At 59.8% G+C, this 20,530-nt stretch carries 17 protein-coding genes; 3 read left to right on the forward strand and 14 right to left on the reverse strand.

The annotated features are described in order from the left end of the window. Window positions 1–31: 31 nt before the first annotated feature. A complete protein-coding gene (sufB, locus tag FY550_RS11165; RefSeq protein ID WP_070979052.1) occupies window positions 32–1,474 on the reverse strand; it encodes a Fe-S cluster assembly protein SufB in 1,443 nt (480 codons plus the stop codon). A gap of 44 nt (window positions 1,475–1,518) precedes the next feature. Beyond that, window positions 1,519–2,013: an SUF system Fe-S cluster assembly regulator gene (locus FY550_RS11170; protein ID WP_070979054.1), complete on the reverse strand. Its 495-nt coding sequence runs from the start codon at window positions 2,011–2,013 to the stop codon at window positions 1,519–1,521. A 219-nt stretch (window positions 2,014–2,232) separates the two neighbouring features. On the opposite strand from FY550_RS11170, the gene FY550_RS11175 reads away from it, so the two are divergent. Beyond that, entirely contained in the window at window positions 2,233–3,945 is a 1,713-nt protein-coding gene (locus FY550_RS11175; RefSeq protein WP_149054535.1) for a thiamine pyrophosphate-dependent enzyme, read from the forward strand. 76 nt (window positions 3,946–4,021) lie between these two features. On the opposite strand, the gene FY550_RS11180 is transcribed toward FY550_RS11175, so the two are convergent. The 11 genes from FY550_RS11180 to FY550_RS11230 form a co-directional block, all read right to left on the reverse strand. After that, window positions 4,022–5,317, reverse strand: coding sequence for an adenylosuccinate synthase (locus FY550_RS11180; protein ID WP_070979057.1), 1,296 nt, complete (start codon window positions 5,315–5,317; stop codon window positions 4,022–4,024). A gap of 69 nt (window positions 5,318–5,386) precedes the next feature. Beyond that, complete coding sequence (locus tag FY550_RS11185) at window positions 5,387–6,571, reverse strand: ATP phosphoribosyltransferase regulatory subunit (protein WP_070979059.1); 1,185 nt, start codon at window positions 6,569–6,571, stop codon at window positions 5,387–5,389. A 164-nt stretch (window positions 6,572–6,735) separates the two neighbouring features. Next, on the reverse strand, window positions 6,736–7,650 hold the full coding sequence (gene hflC, locus FY550_RS11190; RefSeq protein ID WP_070979061.1) for a protease modulator HflC: 915 nt from the start codon (window positions 7,648–7,650) through the stop codon (window positions 6,736–6,738). Then, window positions 7,650–8,858, reverse strand: coding sequence for an FtsH protease activity modulator HflK (hflK, locus tag FY550_RS11195; protein WP_070979063.1), 1,209 nt, complete (start codon window positions 8,856–8,858; stop codon window positions 7,650–7,652). The genes hflC and hflK overlap by 1 nt, the downstream gene beginning before the upstream one ends. A gap of 176 nt (window positions 8,859–9,034) precedes the next feature. Next, on the reverse strand, window positions 9,035–10,363 hold the full coding sequence (hflX, locus tag FY550_RS11200) for a ribosome rescue GTPase HflX (RefSeq protein WP_070979066.1): 1,329 nt from the start codon (window positions 10,361–10,363) through the stop codon (window positions 9,035–9,037). Window positions 10,364–10,376: 13 nt separating this feature from the next. Beyond that, window positions 10,377–10,628: an RNA chaperone Hfq gene (gene hfq / locus FY550_RS11205; RefSeq protein ID WP_070979068.1), complete on the reverse strand. Its 252-nt coding sequence runs from the start codon at window positions 10,626–10,628 to the stop codon at window positions 10,377–10,379. 174 nt (window positions 10,629–10,802) lie between these two features. Continuing rightward, on the reverse strand, window positions 10,803–11,756 hold the full coding sequence (gene miaA / locus FY550_RS11210; protein WP_070979070.1) for a tRNA (adenosine(37)-N6)-dimethylallyltransferase MiaA: 954 nt from the start codon (window positions 11,754–11,756) through the stop codon (window positions 10,803–10,805). Between the two features lie 2 nt (window positions 11,757–11,758). Next, the gene (gene mutL, locus FY550_RS11215) at window positions 11,759–13,702 is read right to left on the reverse strand and encodes a DNA mismatch repair endonuclease MutL (protein WP_070979072.1); all 1,944 of its coding nucleotides are present in this window, start codon (window positions 13,700–13,702) and stop codon (window positions 11,759–11,761) included. 76 nt (window positions 13,703–13,778) lie between these two features. Continuing rightward, window positions 13,779–15,251: an N-acetylmuramoyl-L-alanine amidase gene (locus tag FY550_RS11220; protein WP_070979074.1), complete on the reverse strand. Its 1,473-nt coding sequence runs from the start codon at window positions 15,249–15,251 to the stop codon at window positions 13,779–13,781. After that, window positions 15,248–15,742, reverse strand: coding sequence for a tRNA (adenosine(37)-N6)-threonylcarbamoyltransferase complex ATPase subunit type 1 TsaE (gene tsaE / locus FY550_RS11225; protein WP_070979076.1), 495 nt, complete (start codon window positions 15,740–15,742; stop codon window positions 15,248–15,250). Before tsaE ends, FY550_RS11220 begins: the two co-directional genes overlap by 4 nt. Before the next feature lie 21 nt (window positions 15,743–15,763). Further along, window positions 15,764–17,257, reverse strand: a complete 1,494-nt coding sequence (locus tag FY550_RS11230) for a bifunctional ADP-dependent NAD(P)H-hydrate dehydratase/NAD(P)H-hydrate epimerase (protein WP_070979078.1) — start codon at window positions 17,255–17,257, stop codon at window positions 15,764–15,766. A 104-nt stretch (window positions 17,258–17,361) separates the two neighbouring features. Here FY550_RS11230 and queG point away from each other — a divergent pair, with 104 nt between their 5' ends. Beyond that, window positions 17,362–18,537, forward strand: coding sequence for a tRNA epoxyqueuosine(34) reductase QueG (gene queG, locus FY550_RS11235; RefSeq protein WP_070979080.1), 1,176 nt, complete (start codon window positions 17,362–17,364; stop codon window positions 18,535–18,537). A gap of 277 nt (window positions 18,538–18,814) precedes the next feature. Here the strand turns inward: queG and orn are convergent, their stop codons facing one another. After that, window positions 18,815–19,366, reverse strand: a complete 552-nt coding sequence (gene orn / locus FY550_RS11240) for an oligoribonuclease (protein ID WP_070979082.1) — start codon at window positions 19,364–19,366, stop codon at window positions 18,815–18,817. Between the two features lie 134 nt (window positions 19,367–19,500). On the opposite strand from orn, the gene rsgA reads away from it, so the two are divergent. Continuing rightward, entirely contained in the window at window positions 19,501–20,517 is a 1,017-nt protein-coding gene (rsgA, locus tag FY550_RS11245) for a small ribosomal subunit biogenesis GTPase RsgA (RefSeq protein WP_070979085.1), read from the forward strand. Window positions 20,518–20,530 lie beyond the last annotated feature (13 nt).

Consider the following 20,530-nt stretch of genomic DNA (forward strand, 5'->3'; position numbering starts at 1 on the left):
GCCCGATTGCCTGAAATATCCTGCGGCGCTATCAGCCGACCGACCCCTCGAGCGTCACACCCAGCAGTGCTTCGGCTTCAACGGCGAACTCCATCGGCAGCTCCTGAAAGACGTCCTTGCAGAAGCCGTTGACGATCATGTTGACCGCATCCTCTTCGGAGATACCGCGGCTCTGGCAGTAGAACAGCTGATCATCGCCGATCTTCGAGGTCGTCGCCTCGTGCTCCACGGTCGATCTGCTGTTACCGATCTCCTGATAGGGGAAGGTATGAGCACCGCACTGGTCACCAATCAGCAGCGAATCGCACTGCGTGAAGTTGCGTGACCCGGTCGCTCGCGGCGTCATTTTCACCAATCCACGATAGGACTGATTACTGCGACCGGCGGCGATCCCCTTGGAGACAATGGTCGACTTCGTATTCTTGCCGATATGGATCATCTTGGTGCCGGTATCGGCCTGCTGACGTCCGTTGGTAACAGCCACCGAATAGAACTCGCCGACACTGTCGTTGCCGCGCAGCATGCAGGACGGATACTTCCAGGTAATTGCCGAACCGGTTTCCACCTGGGTCCAGCAGATCTTCGAGCGATCGCCACGGCAGTCCCCTCGCTTGGTCACGAAGTTGTATATGCCACCCCGGCCGTCCTCGTCACCGGGATACCAGTTCTGCACCGTGGAATACTTGATGTGTGCGTCCTCGAGCGCCACCAGCTCAACCACTGCCGCGTGCAGCTGGTTCTCGTCACGCTGCGGTGCCGTGCAGCCTTCCAGATAGGAAACCTGCGCGCGCTTGTCACAAATGATCAGCGTGCGTTCAAACTGACCGGTATTGGCGGCGTTGATTCGGAAGTAGGTCGACAGCTCCATGGGGCATTCGACATCTTCCGGCACATAAACGAAGGAACCGTCAGTAAAGACTGCCGAGTTGAGCGCTGCAAAGAAGTTGTCGCCACGCGGCACCACACTACCGAGATAGGCCTGAACCAGCTCCGGATAATCGCGGATGGCTTCCGAAATCGAGCAGAAGATGACCCCTGCCTCGGCCAGCTTTTCCTTGAAAGTGGTCGTTACCGATACCGAGTCAAAAACCGCATCGACCGCCACGCCCGCCAGTGCAGCACGCTCATGCAACGGAATCCCCAGCTTCTCGTAGGTTTCCAGCAGTTTGGGGTCGACCTCATCCAGACTCTGCGGCCGATCCTCGGGCTTTTTGGGCGCGCTGTAGTATGAAATGGCCTGATAATCGATCGGCGGATAGTTCAGATGAGCCCATGACGGCGACTTCATGGTCTGCCATTGACGATAAGCCTCCAGACGCCAGTCCAGCATCCACTGTGGCTCACCCTTCTTGTGGGAGATAAAGGCGATGACGCTCTCATCCAGACCAGGCGGTACGGTATCGCTTTCGATATCGGTGACGAAGCCCTGCTTGTACTCACGCTGAACAAGCTGCTCCATTTCTTCGGTTGCCATGTGCTCTCCCCCTTAACGGGTGCCATTCAATCGGTCGGTCAGAATTATGATTGGTGCGTTTGCTCAACGGACGCCTGATCACGATCCCGAGTGTGCGCAACACTCTGGATCGGCAGGGTCAGTGGTAACCGGATGGGTGCATCGTGGGCCAGATCGGACAGTGTCACGCTATCCAGCAGCTGACGAACCGCCAGCGATACCCGCTGCCAGTTATCCACCACGCCACATGACGCCATCAGCTCACAGTCGCCATCGACATGACCGCATTCGGTCATGGCGATCGGGCCTTCGATGGCAGTAATGATGTCTCGCACCGTGATGAGATGCGCCGGACGAGCCAGCCGATAGCCGCCCCGCGCACCACGGTGTGAGGCCAGCAGTCCGGCCCTGAGCAGTAACTTCAGGGTCTTGCTGACTGTGGGACGAGGCAGGCCAACGCTGTCAGCGAGCTCTGCAGCAGCATGGGATTGTTCCGGATGACGCGCCATTTGCGCCATCACCACAGCGCCGTAGTCACTCATTTTCGACAGCTTCAGCATGTCGCCCCCTTGCCTCCTTGCCTCCTTATTGCGGACCATTTTAGTCCTCATTCATCGGGCTGTGAAGCTGCCTGACCGCCAATCATCCTGATAGTCATCATTCAATGGTATCGAACGATCTACCGTGGACCGCCGCTGCGCTGATCACTTGTGTTTCCCGTATGGCGCAATACGCTGAACGGAGTACTACTGATGTTCATGGATGAAAGGGAGAGCGCAATGAGCCGGAATGTGGCCGAAATCATGGTCGATGTTCTTGTCGAAGCGGGCGCCCAACGCTGCTATGGCGTGGTCGGTGACACCATCAATCAGCTGACTGATGCCGTGCGACGCAGTGATATGGACTGGGTCCATGTACGTCACGAAGAAGTGGGTGGGTTCGCCGCTGGCGGCGAGGCAGCACTGACCGGAGAGCTGGCAGCCTGTGCCGGGACCTGCGGCCCGGGAAGCCTGCACTTCGTCAATGGGCTGTTCGAAACGCATCGCAATGGCGCGCCGGTGGTCTTCATTGCCTCTCAGGTTCCCACTTCAGAACTTGGCGTTGGCTTTCCACAGGATGTGGATCAGAAAAAAGTTTACGAACAGTACAGCGTCTTCTGTGAATACATCGTCAATCCGGAACAGGCGCGACGCATGACCGTTCTGGCGGCCCAGGAAGCCCTGGCCAAGGGTGGAGTCGCCGTTCTGATCGTGCCCGGCGATCTGTTTACCCAGGCGCCGCAACAGGAATTACCGTGGCGGGTTCACCGCTTCGATCCCATTATTCGACCCAGTGCCGAAGAGCTGGTACCGATCATCGAACGCCTCAACCAGGGTGGCAGAATTTCCATTTACGCCGGCTATGGCTGCGCCTCGGCCCGTGAGGAAGTCCTGGCGCTGGCCGATCGGCTCAAGGCCCCTGTGGCATGGACCTCGCGCGCCAAGGATTTTATCGAACACGATAATCCCTTCGATGTCGGCATGACCGGGGTCTTCGGTCTGGACGGCGGTTATCGCGCGGTAGCCGAATGCGACACGCTGATTCTACTGGGTTGCAGCTTTGCCTGGACCCAATTCTATCCTGATAATGCCACCATCATTCAGGTCGATCTCGATGCCGGCCAGATCGGCCGGCGCCACCCGGTTGATATCGGTGTAGTAGGCAGCGTACGCGACACCTGTGAAGCACTGGTTCAGACAGTTGAGGCACACAAGGATACCCGCTGGCTGGATGAATGCCGCGAGGCTTATGCCAAAGCACTGTCACACGCCGCGCATGACTCCCGCGATGATGAGCTCATCCATCCTCAGGAGCTGACCATGGCGCTGGATCGGCTCGCCGATGACAATGCCATCTTCACCGCAGACGGCGGCAGCCCGATGGTCTGGATGCTGCGTCACATTCGCACCAACGGTCGTCGGCGCACCATGGCCAGTCTGGTACATGGCACCATGGCCAACGCCTACCCACAGGCTCTGGGGATTGCCAAGGCGATGCCTGATCGACAGGTGATCGCCATGTGCGGCGATGGCGGCCTTTCAATGCTGATGGGCGATCTGTTAACCGTGGTGCGCGAGCAGCTACCCCTCAAACTGGTGATCTTCAATAACGAGTCGCTGGGATTTGTCGAGATCGAGCAGAAGGTCGAGGGATTGCTGGATGCCTACACCGAGCTCAACAATCCTGACTTCAGTCAGCTGGCCGCCTCGATCGGCATGCGGGGACGGCGGGTCGAGCAAAAGCATGAGCTCGACGGTGCCATCAGCGAACTACTCGCCCATGAGGGGCCGGCCCTGCTCGATGTCCGTGTCAACCGCATGGAGCTGGTCATGCCGCCGAAGGTCGAAAGTGGCGAAGTGGCGTCAACCGCCCTCTACTCGGCCAAGGCCATGCTCAACGGCCGCATGGATGATGTGGTCGATCTGGTGAAGAGTAACTTCCTCAAGCGCTGAAACCAGCACCATCAACAGGACAACGCCCCGATAGCCATGGCTGCCGGGGCGTCTGATAGCGGCTGCATTCAGCCTGTCACTCGGCAAACGGATTGCGCAGCACGATGGTTTCGTTACGGTCGGGGCCGGTCGAGATGATATCGATCGGCGTACCGACCTGCTCTTCCAGAAAGGAAATGTAGGCGCGAGCGTTGTCCGGCAGATCCTCCAGCGCTCGAATACCCAGAGTGGACTCCTTCCAGCCCGGTAGATCCCGGTATTCGGGCTCGATGGTTTCGTAGCCTTCGCTATCCACCAGATTATCGATCAGATCGCCATCCTTGGTGCGATAGCCGACACAGACACGAATATTCTCCAGCCCATCGAGAACATCAAGCTTGGTCAGGCATAGCCCCGACACGGAGTTGATCTGGACGGCATGGCGCAGGGCTACGGCATCGAACCACCCGCAGCGACGGGCGCGACCGGTGGTAGCGCCAAACTCATGCCCTTTCTCGGCCAGATGACGGCCGAACTCATCAAACAGCTCGGTAGGAAACGGCCCCGAACCGACACGCGTGGTGTAGGCCTTGGTAATGCCCAGCACGTAATCCAGATAGAGCGGACCGACCCCTGAACCGGTAGCCGTACCGCCCGCGGTCGTATTGGAACTGGTGACAAAGGGGTAGGTACCGTGGTCGATATCCAGCAGCGAGCCCTGTGCGCCTTCGAACATGATGTTCTGATTGGCCTTGCGAATATCGTGTACCAGCGACACGGTATCACAGACCATCGGACGCAGATCCTCGGCCATCGCCATGGCTTCATCCAGTACCTGCTGAAAATCCACCGGCTCCTCGCCGTGATAGCGGGTCAGCACGAAGTTGTGATAATCAAGCACTTCCCCGAGCTTGCTGGCAAAGCGTTCACGGTGAAGGATATCTCCCAGACGCAGGCCGCGACGCGCCACCTTGTCTTCATAGGCCGGACCGATACCACGCCCGGTCGTGCCGATCTTCGCCACACCCCGTGCTTTTTCCCGAGCCTGATCCAGCCGCACGTGATAAGGCAGGATCAGGGGACAGGCTGGCGACAACCGCAGTCGCTCGCGTACCGGCACGCCCTTGTCCTCGAGTTCACGAATTTCATCAAGCAGGGCTTCGGGCGACAGCACCACCCCATTACCAATGACACAGGTCACGTCGCTGCGCAGAATACCCGAGGGGATCAGGTGCAGTACCGTTTTTTCGCCATCGATCACCAGGGTATGGCCAGCGTTGTGGCCGCCCTGAAAGCGCACGACTGCAGAAGCCGATTCCGTCAGCAGGTCGACGACCTTGCCCTTGCCTTCATCGCCCCACTGGGTACCGAGCACGACTACGTTCTTGCCCATTGCCTTCATCTCTGTAGTGCGGCCCGCCTCCCGTCTCTCGAGGGCAGCAGACCTGAATGAAAAATCGACTCAGCCTTCGAGCGAGCACACCTGCCAGTGGCCATCACGCTCAACGAGTTCGCGATCACAGAAGTGGGTCCGCGCCCCGGTGGTCTGCCCGGAGAGGGCCTGCACCACCCGTTCGCCAGCCAGCCGCAACTCGCTGACGCGAAGTGCCAGCGTTTCGCTCTCGACAGCAGGTGCCCAGATGCCATCATGGCGGGCCTGCTGCTCATCAAGCGACGCCAGCAGTTTAAGGTCCATCGAGCACCCGGTGGCAGGACGAGGGCGACCAAAGGCACGGCCGGTGTCGTCATAACGCCCCCCCTTGGCCAGCGCCTGACCATAACCCGGCACATAGGCGGCGAACACCATGCCGGTGTGGTATTCATAACCGCGTAGTTCAGCAAGATCGAAATAAAGCGACACATGCTCGAAATCACGCCCGATCGACGTGCGCAGCGCTGTCAGTTGCGCCAGTGCTTCGCCCACGGCTGCCGGGGCGCCGGCAAACACTGTGCGTGCACGTTCGAGTACCTCATCGCCACCATGCAGACGAGGCAGTTGCCGCAGCATTTCGGCCAGCGATGGATCCTGCACGTGAGCATCGACAATGTTATCGACCTCCCCCACGGCCTTGCGCTCAAGCGCCTCGAACAGGGCGTGTTCGGCGTCCGACGTCAGCCCGGCCTCGCCGGCCAGGGCACGATAAATACCGATGTGGCCAATGGCCAGATGCACATTACGAGCACCCGCCAGATCGAGGCTGGAAAGCACCAGCTGCATGATTTCCAGGTCCGCTTCCAACCCGGCATGTCCGAACAGCTCGAGTCCCAGCTGCACCGGGCTTCGGCCGCCCTGATACTCGTCGGCCTGAGCACGCAGGACATGGGCGCAATAACAGAGCCGCACCGGACCGTCACGACGCAGCGAGTGCGCGTCCATACGTGCCACCTGGGGGGTCACGTCCGCGCTGGCCCCCATCAGACGCCCGGTTAACTGATCGGTCAACTTGAAGGTCTGCAGATCGAGATCGGTACCAGTACCGGTCAGCAGCGAGTCGAGGAATTCGACCGGCGGTGGCATGACCATGTCATACCCCCAGCGGTAATAGAGATCCAGCAGCGCGCGCCTCAGCGATTCCATGCGTAGCGCCTGAGGCGGCAGCACTTCATCCATGCCGTCAGGCAGCAGCCAGCGGTCAGCGATGGTCATGGCATTCGTCCTGCCAGGAGAGTGAGTGAATCCGGCCGGACCGTTCGCATTGCGGCGCCGGGTAACGCTACGCCAGCGGACGGCCACAAAAAAACCGGGGAGGGTCCCCGGTTATGGGAGTCTATCACGAAACGCCCGTGGAGGAAGCCCACGGGCCTGTTCGATCAGGGAGAAGGCAGCTCTGTGGCACCGCCATTGACACTTTTTCCCTGAGGATCGAGCAGATACCGGAAGAAAGCGTTGTTATGCGGATTGAGCACCAACAGCCCGTTGCCATCACCAAAGCTGTCACGATAGGCGCGCAGCGAGCGGTAGAAGCGGAAGAAATCCGGGCTCTGTTGATAGGCATCAGCATAGATCGCCGCCGCTGAGGCATCACCCTCACCTCGAGTAGTCTCGGCAATCTGATTGGCCCGTGCCAGCAGGACCTGTTTTTCCCGGTCAACGCGAGCACGAATCTTCTCTGCCTGCTCCTGGCCCTGAGCACGATATTCACGCGCTTCACGCTCGCGCTCGGAACGCATGCGATCATAGACCGACTGGGTAACTTCCTGCGGCAATTCGATCTGCTTGACCCGAATATCGAGTACCGCCACACCCAGTTCCTTGCGCATCTGCTTGTCGAGCGCCTTCGTCGGTGCGGACATCAGCTCGTCACGACGTTCACTGACGATTTCCGAGAGCGTATTACGCCCGAACTCGTTACGCAGCGCCTCATCGACACGCGGCTCGATCAACCGTTCGGCGACCTGCTCATCGCCGGTGGTCGCCTCATAAAAGCGTTGCGGGTTGATGATCTTCCATTTGACGTAGGAGTCGACGATGACCGCCTTTTTCTCTGCAGTCAGATAACGGCTGGCACTGGCGTCCAGTGTCAGTACGCGGCTATCGAAGGTGCGCACGGTATTGAGAACCGGCACCTTGACGTGCAGGCCTGGGCCGATATCGCTCTCTACCACTTCGCCGAAGCGCAGCTTGATGGCTCGTTCGGTTTCATCGACCACGTACAGGCTGCTGCTGGCCAGCCAGCCGAGCACAACCAGCACGACAATGATGACCAGGGCACGGTTATTAAACATTAACGGCCCTCCCGAAGACTTTTCTGACGGCTCTGTGTGGCAATCTGCTCGGCAATACGCTGAGAGAGCTGATCTACCTGCTGATCATTCATGGATTGACTACTGCTCGAGCCGCTGCTGTTGGCCGACTGCAGCTGTCCCAGCGGCAGCACGGTCACATTGTTGTTCGATCCCGGGTCAACCAGCGCCTTGCGGGTATGACTCAACACATCACTGACGGTTTCCAGATAGAGGCGTTCACGCGTGACTTCAGGTGCTTTTTCATATTCGCGGGCCAGCGATGTGAAGCGATTGGCATCCCCCTGGGCCTGAGCGACGACAGACTCCTTGTACCCCTGGGCTTCTTCCTTGATGCGCTGGGCCTTGCCCTGAGCTGCCGGCATCACCGCATTTTCGTAGGCCATGGCCTGGTTAATGGTACGCTGACGCTCCTCCCGAGCCTTGATGACATCATCAAAAGCGTCCTGCACCTGATCAGGCGGCGAAGTGGACTCCACGTTAACGGTCTGCAGTTGCAGGCCGATGTGATAGCTATCAAGGTAGGATTGCAACCGTTCGGTCACCTGAGAGGCCACCAGTTCACGGCCCGAAGTCAGAATATCGTTCATTTCGGTGCTGCCAATGACATGGCGCAACGCTGAATCCATGGCGTTCTGCATGCTCACTTCGGGCGAGCGTACATTAAGCACGTAATCACGCGGGTCGGAGACCAGATACTGCGAGGAAAGCTGAACCTTCACGATATTCTCGTCCTTGGTCAGCATCGAATCCGTCTGGCTCAGCGAACGCACCTGAGTGACATTTACCCGATGAACATTATCTACCAGTGGCGGGTTCCAGTGCAGTCCGGGCCCTACGGTATTCAGATACTTGCCAAAACGCAGTACGACGCCTCGCTGGGACTGATCCACCAGATAGAATCCGGAACCGGCCCAGACCACAAGTGCGACCACGATGACGATCAGCGGCAATACCAGGGTATTACGGCGCTTCTCACCGTTACCGTTGCCATTACCACCGTCATTGCCATTTGCCCGCTGGGGGCGCTGTTGCTGACCCAGCAGGCCATTGAGGCGATTCTTCAGCTTCCTGAGCAGCTCATCAAGATCCGGCGGGCCCTGGTTATTACCGCCCCCGCCACCGCCGCGGCCCCCACCACTCCAGGGGTCCTGCTGGTTGTTATTACCACCTGGCTCATTCCAAGCCATACATCGTCTCCAAAAGGGCAGGAAGTGCTGGCGCTCGACGCACGGCCGACTCACGAACCGGGGCATTCCGCTCGAATGCCCCGTAACAGGTTGCGCGTTGTAACATACCCCGAAACAGGATGTCCTGAAACCGGTCTGATCCATTGGGGTAGCCGAGGATATTCACTTCGGCAGGATCAGGATGAGGAATCGGGCAGCACCCTGGAATCGTCACGTTCGTGACTCTCCAGATAATCGGCAGGATCCTCATCGGCACGCGCCAGCAATTGCATGAAATCACGGCGCGGCAACCTCACCGCAAGATGCGAGCGACCCTCATCGTCAAAAACCTCTTCACGCACCGAGCCGAGTTCGAACAACTGGGCTCGCAGCCAGCCCTGGGCCGGCGACAGCGTCAACTGCGTATCCAGTACATCGACTGCCAAACGCTCGGACAGCGCCTGCTCCAGCAGATCGAAGCCCTGTTGCTGCTGGGCAGAGAGCCACACTACCGTGGGCAGGCCCTCATCATTGCGTTCCAGTCGAGGCGCCATATTCAGTAGATCGGTCTTGTTCATCACCAGCAGTCGAGGCACTTCCTCGGCGCCGATTTCCGCCAGCACCGCGTTGACCTGTTGAACATGGCTCTCACGCTCTTCATCGGCAGCGTCAATGACATGAACCAGCAGGGTAGCCTCGGCCGCTTCCTGAAGGGTGGCCTGAAAGGCTTCTACAAGCTTGTGTGGCAGATGCCGGATGAAGCCCACGGTATCCGCCAGCACTACCGGGCCGACATCCTCCAGCTCAAGTCGCCGCAACGTCGGATCGAGGGTGGCAAAGAGCTGATCGGCGGTAAACACCTCCGAGGCCGTCAACGCATTGAACAGCGTCGACTTGCCCGCGTTGGTATAGCCTACCAGGGAGACCGAGGGAATTTCCGCACGCGCTCTGGCACGCCGGTTCTGGTTGCGCTGACTGCGTACCTTGTCAAGACGCTTGTGAATCGACTTGATACGTGCGCGCAATAAGCGACGGTCGGTTTCCAGCTGGGTTTCACCGGGACCACGCAGCCCGATCCCCCCCTTTTGTCGTTCAAGGTGGGTCCAGCCGCGAACCAGTCGCGTGGCCATGTATTCCAGCTGAGCCAGTTCGACCTGCAGCTTGCCTTCATGGGTACGCGCCCGCTGGGCGAAGATATCGAGAATCAGACCGGTGCGATCAAGCACCCGGCACTGCAATTCACGCTCGATATTGCGCTCCTGGGAGGGAGAGAGGGCATGATTGAAGATCACCAGCTCGGCCTTGTGCTCACGCAGCATGGCGCGAGCCTCTTCGAGCTTGCCTTCTCCGATCATGGTCTTCGGACTGGGCTTGCGTCGACTGCCCGTCAGCAGGGCAGCCGGCTCTGCGCCGGCACTACGTACCAGCTCCAGGAACTCCGAAGTATCCTCCCGTTCGGTGCTGTCCTCGAAATCGACATGCACCAGAATCGCGGTCTCACCGCTTTCAGGACGCTCGAAAAACAATCAGCGTCTCTCCTCAGCTTTCCTGGCCATTCTGCAGCCCCGGGTCCTGGGCAGGCAGACGCACATTACGAGAAGGCACGACAGTGGAAATGGCGTGTTTGTAAACCATCTGACTGACCGTGTTGCGCAGCAGAATCACGAACTGATCAAAGGACTCAATCTGACCCTGCAGCTTGATGCCATTGACGAGAAAGATGGAGACCGGAATGCGCTCCTTGCGCAGAATGTTCAGATAGGGGTCCTGAAGAGACTGTCCTTTGGACATGTAGTTCTCCAAAATTATTGCATGGTGTTTATCGTTTATTGCAATGCGCCGTTTGATGCCTGAACTCAGGCTTTCATCCGCCGCATTCCGGGTCCGCTGTACCGAATGGCTGCTTCTGAGGGCAGCGCTCGGCAGGCTGGCGTGCCACATTGAAATGTGACCACTTATATTACGCTAAGTGCCGTTATCGCGCACGATTTTCAAGGCCTGAGTCAGGATGTCAGACGATAGGGCATCAATGGTGTAGCACTCCGGCCAGCCTCGAAGCCAGGTCATCTGGCGCTTGGCCAGCTGACGCGTGGCGACAATACCCTGCTCACGCATTGCGTCCAGACCCAGGCCCTGGTCCAGGCCCTGCCAGAACTGGCGGTAACCGACACTCCTGATCGAGGGAAGCTCGGCATGAAGATCACCCCGAGCCCGCAACGCTTGAACTTCATCGACAAAACCGGCTGCCAGCATACTGTCGAAACGTCTGGCAATACGCTCGTGCAGTACGCGTCTGTCTCCCGGTACAAGCCCGATGTTCAATGGCCTGAACGGAAGCGCCGGGGGCACCTGAGCCCGCCAGTGTTCTCCCATCGGGCGGCCGGTAGCCCGAAAAACTTCCAATGCTCGCAGCAACCGCTGGGGATCGTTGGGATGCAACCGCGCAGCTGATTCCGGATCAACCCGAGCCAGCTCCGCATGCAGCCCGGCACTGCCTCGTTCGGCCTGCAGGTCTGCCAGCGCCTGACGTATTTCCGGCTGCGCGGCGGGCATTTCGGCAACACCCCGGGTCAATACCCGGAAATAGAGCATGGTACCGCCTGCCAGCAGCGGTATCCGCCCCCGCGCGGCAATCTCATTGATATGGGCAAGGGCATCGTTGCGAAACTCCACCGCCGAGTAGGGTTCGGCAGGGTCCCGGATATCGATCAGCCGATGGGGTGCACGCGCCTGCTCCTCGGCGCTCGGCTTGGCTGTGCCGATATCCATGCCTCGGTAAACCATCGCCGAATCGACGCTGATCAGTTCACAACCCAGGCGTTCGCACAACTCGATAGCCAGATCAGTCTTGCCCGAGGCAGTCGGCCCCATCAGCAAAATGGCTGTCGGAAGTGTCTCCCCGAAACCGGGCTGTACCATGGCTACTGCCCCCGGGCAAAAAGGCGATCAAGTTCACGCATCGACAACTCCTTCCAGGTCGGTCGACCATGATTACACTGACCGCTGCGCTCGGTGCGTTCCATATCACGCAACAACGCATTCATTTCCTCGATCGTCAGCCGACGATTGGCCCGTACGCTACCATGACAGGCCATGGTGGAAAGCAGTTCCAGCAAATGTGCCTCGATCGCCTGACTGCGACCATAGCGTTCGAGTTCGGCCAGCATTTCGCGAATCAGTCCTTCGCAATCGGCACCGGCCAGCAACGCCGGCAGCTGGCGCACCAGCACCGTCTCCGGCCCACCCGGCTCGAGTATTACGCCTACCTGTTCGAAGGCGGCATGCTCACGCTCGATCAGCTCTACCTCACCCTCGCTGACCGCCAGCGAGATGGGCACCAGCAGAGGCTGTGACTCAACCCCTCCCGCCAGATACTGCCCTTTCAGGCGCTCATAGGTGATCCGCTCATGGGCCGCATGCATATCCACGATAATCATGCCCCGCGCGCTCTGCGCCAACACATAAACACCATGCAGCTGAGCAACGGCATATCCCAGCGGAGGCACATCACTTTCCTGCGGACCACGCTCGGCCACCTCGCCACCTGCAACAGGCGTATCCGAGGCAGTCGGCACGGTCGTACTGTTACCACGAGGCTCAAGCAGACGGGATTCATGCTCGGGATGCAGGGCTCGATAGCCGGCCATGAACTCGCGTATGCGCTGTTCACCGGGACGCTCCCCCTGGGAGGGGCGATACTCATGCCCTCCCCCGTTTCCGGGGTCTGACGCGGCATGCCTTGCCAACGCCATGCCCTGCTGCTGCCAGCTGGCGCTATCTTCCCGGGCACGCTCGGACGGTACGCTCTGCGAATCCTCGGCAGGCACCTCAGCTGATACCGATTCCGTATTGGGTCTGACATCTGCCAGTGCACGATGGAGACTCGAAAAGAGGAAATCATGCACCAGACGGGCGTCGCGAAAGCGCACCTCATGCTTGGTAGGATGGACATTGACGTCCACACCACCGGCATCGAGCTCCAGGTACAGTACGAATACCGGATGACGCCCGTGAAAGAGCACATCCCGATAAGCCTGTCGTACGGCGTGGGCCACGAGCCGATCGCGGATTGCCCGGCCGTTGACAAAGAAATACTGTTGATCAGTCTGGGCGCGCGTATGCGTGGGCAACCCCACCCAGCCCCAGAGGTGCAACCCGCTGGCTTCAATATCGACATGCAGTGCATTGTCGAGAAAACCGCGCCCCAGCAGCCGACCGATACGCTTTTCCATCGTCAGCTGATCACTGCCTGCGCTCAGTTGATGGACCACCTTGCGATTGTGACTCAGCGTCAGATCGATTTCGTGATGCGAGAGCGCCAGTCGCCGAAAGGCCTCCTCGGCGTGGCCGAATTCCGTTTTCTCGGTACGCTGAAACTTGCGCCGTGCCGGCGTGTTGAAGAACAGATCACGTACGGTCACGGTGGTGCCCCGGGGATGAGGCGCCGGCGAGACGCGCGGTGTCATTTCGCGCCCTTCGGCGACGGCCCGCCAGCCGTCGCTATGCTCTTCACTGGTATTGGAAAACAGCTCCAGCCGCGACACGGCACTGATCGCTGCCAGCGCCTCGCCGCGAAAACCGAGGGTGGCTACCCCTTCAAGATCATCGAGCGTACCGATCTTGCTGGTCGCATGACGTGACAGCGCCAGCCCCAGATCATCGTGATCGATGCCGCCACCGTTGTCGCGTACCCGAATCAGCTTGCTCCCCCCGGCCTCAAGCTCGATATCGATACGGTTGCTACCGGCATCGATGGCATTTTCCACCAGCTCCTTGATGACCGAGGCCGGACGCTCCACCACTTCACCGGCAGCAATCTGGTTGGCCAGGCGGGGGGCCAGAACCTGAATGCGGCGTTCGCTCACACGGCCTCCTGATGCTTGACGGGGATGAATGATCAAGCCCGTATTGTAACCTGAATGCTTCCCCGGCGGGATGCGCTCAGGGCAATGTCAGTACCTGGCCGACACGCACTACATCGCTGTCGAGATTGTTGACCCGACGCAATGCACCCAGCGATATATCGTGACTATTGGCGATTCCGGACAGGGTATCGCCCGCCCTGACCCGATACTCATCGGCCGCCCCACCCCGGCGCTGATCGCGCTGCCAGGCCAGCAGGCTATCGGGCGGCGGACTGTTTCTGAAATGTCCCCGGATGCCTTCGAAAATCGCATTGGCAAGTTTCTGCTGATGCGCCGAAGAGTTGAGCAGCCGCTCTTCGGTAGGATTGGTAATAAAACCTGTTTCAACCAGTAGAGAAGGAATGTCCGGTGACTTCAGCACCACGAAAGCGGCCTGTTCGACTCTGGAGCGATGCATGCGATTGAACTGGGCAATCTGGCGAATGACATCACCACCGGCAGCCAGTGAATCATTGATGGTCGCCGTCATGCTGAGATCCAGCAGAACTCCACGCAGCATGCGATCCTTGTCTTCCAGACTCAGATCGCCGCCGGAGCCGCCAATCAGATCGGAGCGATTCTCTGTCTGGGCCAGCCAGCGGGCAGTCTCCGAGGTAGCGCCATGCTGCGACAGTGCATATACAGAAGACCCTCGCGGGCTACTGGAGCCAACGGCATCGGCATGAATCGAGACAAAGAAGTCGGCATGACGCTCACGTGCGATACGCAAACGGCCTCGTAACGGGATGAAGGTATCATTGTCCCGGGTCATGTAGGCGCGAAAGCCGGGCGCAGCATCGAACTTCGCCTTCAATTTCCTGCCAATCGCCAGCACTACATTTTTTTCCTTGCTGCGATCGCCAAGCGCACCGGGATCCTTGCCGCCGTGGCCGGGGTCGATCACAACCACGATATCGCGCCTGGGGTGCGGTTTGGCCGCCCGATGGGCGGCAGAGGTACCGCCTTGCCCGGCAACCGCGGTATCGGCTGCTGGCGAATTTCGCCCCAGCTTGCGTCGTGCGTCACGCTCCTGCTGACGAATCAGCGCCTCGATGGGGTCGCCATCGCCCCCTGCGGCCAACTCGTCCGCCTCCCGATCCTTCGATGACCCGCCCAGATCCACGACCAACCGGTGTCCCTTGCCGCTACCGGGGGCAAGTTTGAAGGCGTGGGGAGTTATCGGTCTGGCAAGGTCCATGACCACCCGAAGGTCGTTGCCCTGGCGAATACCCGAACGAATACTGCGGATCAGAGTACTGCCACTGATGGCACTCCCCAGCTCGGTATCCAGTGCCGTATCGGCAAAATCAATGACCAGACGATCAGGTGTATCGAGTGTAAAAACATCCGTCTTTACCTCACTCGATAGATCGAACACCAGTCGCGTACGTTCGCCATTGTCCCATGCCCGCAGATCATCAAGCTCGGCGGCCTGCGCCATCGCAGGCAACAGGACCAGTAACAACATCAGCAGGCAAACCAGCCCGCCCGAAAGGGAATAACGCTTCATGAACCGCCTTCGAGGGAAATACGAATCTGCTCAAACAGTGACGGCAGACTATTCAATGCCTGCATGCCATACGGCGACAGGGCTTCTACATCCGCCTGACGCCCCTGCCCGGCCAGTGCCAATCGGATTCGCAGATCGGGCGAAGGTAGTCGATCACCACCGTGGGAAGGCCACTCGACAAGGCTGAGCGCATCGCTATCCAGCCATTCCCGCGCACCGATGAACTCCAACTCTTCCGGATCGGCAAGACGATAGAGATCGAAGTGATACACTTGCCGCTCACCAACCTCATAAGGCTCAACCAGCGTATACGTCGGACTCTTCACCGCGCCCGTGATACCGAGTGCCCGCATGACACCACGCGCCAGTGTGGTCTTGCCGGCCCCCAGTTCACCTTCGAGCCAGACATGACCACTGAATGCCATGGCCTCGGCCAATGCCCGTCCGAAAGCGACCTGAACGTTTTCGTTGTCGAGTGCAAATCTCTGCATATCCGACTCATGCCATGCCGGTCAGGGGTTGACCAGCTGCCGCGCAAAGCATGCCAGATCAGTTGCCAGCAGGCCACGTTCGCCACCTGAAGCCGCCGCCCGATCAGCCGCCATGCCATGCACTGCCACACCCGTCGCTGCTGCCTGCAAGGGCGGCAAGCCCTGCACCAGCAGCGAAGCGATCATGCCGCCCAGCACATCACCCATGCCGCCGGAAGCCATACCGGGATTGCCAAATGGGCTGAGCAGGCACTCATCCCCCGATTGACCTCCGACCACCAGCGTTCCCGCACCCTTGAGCACGATAACACCGCCATACCGGTCCTGCAGGGCGCGCGCTGCCGCCCGACGATCCTGCTGCACCTCACCTGTCGAGCAATCCAGCAGCCGTGCCGCTTCACCCGGATGAGGGGTCAGAATCCAGTTATCGCGCCAGGCACCTGACTCTCGAGAGGCGAGCAGATTCAGGCCATCGGCATCCACGACACACGGTCTGTCGGTATTCAGCACCGCCTGCATCAGCCCCTCGCCCCACGCCTGTTGGCCCAGACCGGGACCGATCAGTACGCCGCTGGCAGCTTCAAGCAGTTCCTTGAGATCGAGTCCGTTACGCACCGGCTTGACCATCATCTCGGGACAGCGTGTCAACGCAGGCGGGATATGCACCGCCGAAGTCGCCAGACTGACCAGCCCGGCCCCCAGACGTGCAGCTGTTTCCGTTGCCATGATAGCCGAACCGCCGAACCCTTCGCGTCCACCCACCACCAGCAGATGGCCACACTGCCCCTTGTGGGTCGTCGGCTGCCGTTGTGGCAAAGTCCGTGACGGCAGCGCCTCATCCATCAGCCATCCGACGTGTTCAACATTCGACCGCCGCAAGCGGGTCAGTGAAAGTGGTGCATAATCGATGCTACCGGTGTAATCGGGGGCCTGGCCGGTATACAAACCGAATTTGCGACCGATGAAAGTGACCGTGCGCGAGGCCCTGACGGCACAGCCCAGTACAGCTCCGGTATCGGCATCCAGCCCGGAGGGCAGATCGATCGCCAGCACCGGCAGAGCACTCTGATTGATCGCCCTGATAGCGGCGTCATAAGGCGCACGCACTTCTCCGGTCAGCCCGGTACCCAACAGGGCATCGACGAGCACCTCTCCACGAGGCGTCCACTCTGCCTGCCAGGGTGTTATCGCCACCCCTGCCTGCTGCGCCATGGCCACAGCTTCAGCGGCCTCCCCGGAAAGGGTCTGCGGCTCCTTGAGTGCCACGATTTCAACCTGCCAGCCTGACTGAGCCGCCAGCGCTGCCACCACGTAGCCATCGCCGGCATTGTTACCGGCCCCACACAGTACCGATAGACGCTGGCAGTGTGGCCAGTGACGCTGCAGTGAGGCCCAGGCCGCTTCACCGGCCTGACTCATCAGCTCAAAACCCGGCGTACCGGCATCAATCAGGGTGCGATCCAGCGCACCCGCCTGCTCACGACTATATAGCGCCAGCGCTTCATCGTTTATCATAAAACGCTTCCCTGAAATCATCGTCATTCGATGCTGCCGGCCATTCATGAAATGTCCGCCAGCGCTGTATTCATCAATATCCGCCGTCTGCGGCGTTCGCTATCATGACCGACTCCGCTCTGACAACGGCCTTGCATGATCATGGCGATCCCGATTTCGCCGCCATTGCCGAACGACTCAAAGTGTGGGCGCGCGAGCTGGGTTTTGCACAACTCGGGATCACTGATACCGATCTGTCCAACCACGAAGCCTATCTGGAGCGCTGGCTGGCAGCCGGTTATCAGGGCGAGATGGATTACATGTCGCGCCACGGCACCAAACGCACGCGCCCGGAAGAACTCGAGCCCGGCACACTCCGAGTGATCAGCGTGCGCATGGACTACCTGCCCCCTGAAGTAGAAACCACTCGGGTGCTCAGTCAGCCGAATCGCGCTTATATCTCACGCTATGGCATCGGACGCGACTATCACAAGCTGATGCGCAAGCGCCTGACGCGGCTGGCTCGCCAGCTGGCAGCTGAAATCGGGCCATTTGGCTATCGAGCCTTCGTCGATTCTGCCCCGGTCATGGAGCGCGCCCTGGCTCAAAAGGCCGGTCTGGGCTGGTTCGGCAAGAACGCCATGATTCTGCATCCGCAGGCCGGCTCGCTGTTTTTCCTGGGCGAGATCTATACCGACCTGCCCTTACCGGTCGACAAGCCCTTCGAGGGCGAACACTGCGGCTCCTGCAATCGCTGCCAGACCTGGTGCCCGACCGGTGCCATCGTCGATGACCGGGTGATCGACGCACGCCGCTGCATTTCCTATCTCACCATTGAAAAACATGGCGAGATTCCACTGGAGTTTCGCGAAGCCATGGGCAATCGCGTCTTTGGCTGCGACGACTGCCAGCTGGTCTGTCCCTTTACCCGTTTCACCCGGGCAACGCGTGAGCAGGACTTCACCCCCCGTCATGCGCTTGATCGTGCCGAGCTGGTCACCCTGTTCAACTGGAGCGAAGAGGAGTTTCTTGCCCGCACCGAGGGCAGCCCGATTCGCCGCATCGGCTATGAGCGCTGGCTCCGCAACCTCGCTGTGGGTCTGGGCAACGCCCCTCATGATCCGGCCATTATCAGCGCTCTGCGCGCCCGCCTGGCCTGGCCCTCGGACATGGTACGCGAGCACGTGCGCTGGGCACTGGCCAAACAGTACGAACGTGCCCGGCCTGAAAACCCGGTCGATGCGCGCATCACACCGGTGGATGCCGGCTATCGTGACATCATCGCCCGAGAGGCGCGCTGAACGACACCAGCCACGGCGGAATATCGCAATTCGCGACTGAAGTCGCTCCTACACCCCCAGGAATGAGCAACCCTGTAGTCAATCAACCAGCGGACCGCTCCTTGCAGGAGCGCCTTCAGTTGCAAAAGAGAACCATCTCATCGCCGCCGAAACGCTCCTGCCAACGTCACGAACAGAACGCTTCCAGCCTCACTCCATCAGCAGCCTGCCATGCAGGAGCGACTTCAGTCGCGAAAGCCAACCATTGACGTATCGCAGCCACCACTCCCCCACGTCATCAGATCTTCAGGAAATGCTCACGGTAATATTTCAGCTCTTCGATCGAGTCACGAATGTCGTCCAGCGCCAGGTGAGTCCCTTTTTTGGTCAGGCCAGCCAGTACTTCCGGCTTCCAGCGCCGAGCCAGTTCCTTGAGGGTCGAGACATCGAGATTGCGATAATGGAAGAAGGCCTCCAGCTCAGGCATCTCCCGCTGCATGAAACGTCGATCCTGGTGCACGCTGTTACCGCACATCGGTGAGGCACCACTGGCCACATGCTCGGCCAGAAAGTGCAGGGTGCGCCGTTCGGCCTCACGAGTGTCGATATCGCTCTGACGCACCCGCTCGGTCAACCCGGTATGACCATGGGTTCGCGTATTCCACTCATCCATGGCGTTCAGCAGCGTATCAGGTTGATGCACGGCCATGACCGGCCCCTCGGCGATCACGTTCAGCGCATTATCAGTCACGATGGTGGCAATCTCGATAATACGCTCGTGCTCGGGATCCAGTCCGGTCATCTCCAGATCGATCCAGATCAGGCGTTCATGCTCAAAAGCCTCGGACATGGTGTTGATTCCCTATGACAAAAATGACAATGGCGCAGGATGAAAGCACGACTCTCGGCAGCGTACAATCGCCTCCGGCGTTTCTCCACATTGCCGCTGCCCCATGCCTTCACGCCAATTGATTACGGAGCCTCATGAGCCCACGCAAGCTCAGCCGCCAGCAGCGCTGGCGCATCGAAAAAATTCAGGCTGAACGCGCCCGACGCGCAGAGCGTCGCGAAACCAACGATCATCATCGGGAAGCCGAAGGCGCTCTGGAAGACGAACGCCCCGGCCGGGTGATGGCCCATTTTGGCCACCGACTGGAAGTGGCAGATGAAGCAGGCGAGCGTCATCTCTGCCATCTGCGTGCCAATCTCGATGCGCTGGTCACCGGTGACCGGGTCAGCTGGCGGCCGGCCTCGGATGGCAGCGGCGTGGTCGAGGCCAGACTCGAGCGCAGCTCAACGCTGGAACGCCCTGACAGCCGAGGGCGGTTGCGACCGGTAGCCGCCAATATCGATCGGATCATGATCGTCTTCGCTGCCGAACCCGAACCGCATCCCAACCTGATCGACCGCTATCTGGTCGCTGCAGAGGCGACCGGCATTACCCCCGCACTGATTCTCAACAAGGTCGATCTGCTACCGGAGCGTGCCAGCCGGCTGCATGAGTTGCTTAACGACTATCAGCGGCTGGGGTATGACGTAATCAGCGCTTCGGTACGCAGCGATCATGGTCTGGAAGACCTTCATCAGGCACTGCTTGAACGGACGGCCGTGTTTGTCGGCCAATCGGGGGTGGGCAAATCCTCACTGATCAACGCCCTGTTACCCGACGAGCAGCTGCGCATCGGAGAACTCTCCGGCGAACATCGCAAGGGAACACACACCACGACCACGGCGCGCCTCTATCCGCTACCGGCCGGCGGCCAGCTGATTGACTCACCCGGCATCCGTGAATTCGGACTCGGCCACCTCGACGAACACCAGGTCGCCGAGGGGTTTATCGAGTTTCGTCCCTATCTGGGACACTGCCGTTTCCGCGACTGCCACCACGATCGCGAACCGGGCTGCGCCCTGCGCGAGGCAGTCGAGCGCGGCGAGATCGCGTCTTCACGCTTTGAAAGCTTTCAACACATTATCCGTGAACTGGCCACTTCCACGCGCTGATTCAAGGCTCATG

It is taken from the genome of Kushneria phosphatilytica, from assembly GCF_008247605.1.
GTDB classification, from domain to species: Bacteria; Pseudomonadota; Gammaproteobacteria; order Pseudomonadales; family Halomonadaceae; genus Kushneria; species Kushneria phosphatilytica.

Excerpts from the sequence above, each read along its gene's own strand:
- sufB (WP_070979052.1), bottom strand. The coding sequence starts at position 1,474 with ATGGCAACCGAAGAAATGGAGCAGCTTGTTCAGCGTGAGTACAAGCAG.
- FY550_RS11170 (WP_070979054.1), bottom strand. The coding sequence starts at position 2,013 with ATGCTGAAGCTGTCGAAAATGAGTGACTACGGCGCTGTGGTGATGGCG.
- FY550_RS11175 (WP_149054535.1), top strand. The coding sequence starts at position 2,233 with ATGAGCCGGAATGTGGCCGAAATCATGGTCGATGTTCTTGTCGAAGCG.
- FY550_RS11180 (WP_070979057.1), bottom strand. The coding sequence starts at position 5,317 with ATGGGCAAGAACGTAGTCGTGCTCGGTACCCAGTGGGGCGATGAAGGC.
- FY550_RS11185 (WP_070979059.1), bottom strand. The coding sequence starts at position 6,571 with ATGACCATCGCTGACCGCTGGCTGCTGCCTGACGGCATGGATGAAGTG.
- hflC (WP_070979061.1), bottom strand. The coding sequence starts at position 7,650 with ATGTTTAATAACCGTGCCCTGGTCATCATTGTCGTGCTGGTTGTGCTC.
- hflK (WP_070979063.1), bottom strand. The coding sequence starts at position 8,858 with ATGGCTTGGAATGAGCCAGGTGGTAATAACAACCAGCAGGACCCCTGG.
- hfq (WP_070979068.1), bottom strand. The coding sequence starts at position 10,628 with ATGTCCAAAGGACAGTCTCTTCAGGACCCCTATCTGAACATTCTGCGC.
- miaA (WP_070979070.1), bottom strand. The coding sequence starts at position 11,756 with ATGGTACAGCCCGGTTTCGGGGAGACACTTCCGACAGCCATTTTGCTG.
- FY550_RS11220 (WP_070979074.1), bottom strand. The coding sequence starts at position 15,251 with ATGAAGCGTTATTCCCTTTCGGGCGGGCTGGTTTGCCTGCTGATGTTG.
- tsaE (WP_070979076.1), bottom strand. The coding sequence starts at position 15,742 with ATGCAGAGATTTGCACTCGACAACGAAAACGTTCAGGTCGCTTTCGGA.
- FY550_RS11230 (WP_070979078.1), bottom strand. The coding sequence starts at position 17,257 with ATGATAAACGATGAAGCGCTGGCGCTATATAGTCGTGAGCAGGCGGGT.
- queG (WP_070979080.1), top strand. The coding sequence starts at position 17,362 with ATGACCGACTCCGCTCTGACAACGGCCTTGCATGATCATGGCGATCCC.
- orn (WP_070979082.1), bottom strand. The coding sequence starts at position 19,366 with ATGTCCGAGGCTTTTGAGCATGAACGCCTGATCTGGATCGATCTGGAG.
- rsgA (WP_070979085.1), top strand. The coding sequence starts at position 19,501 with ATGAGCCCACGCAAGCTCAGCCGCCAGCAGCGCTGGCGCATCGAAAAA.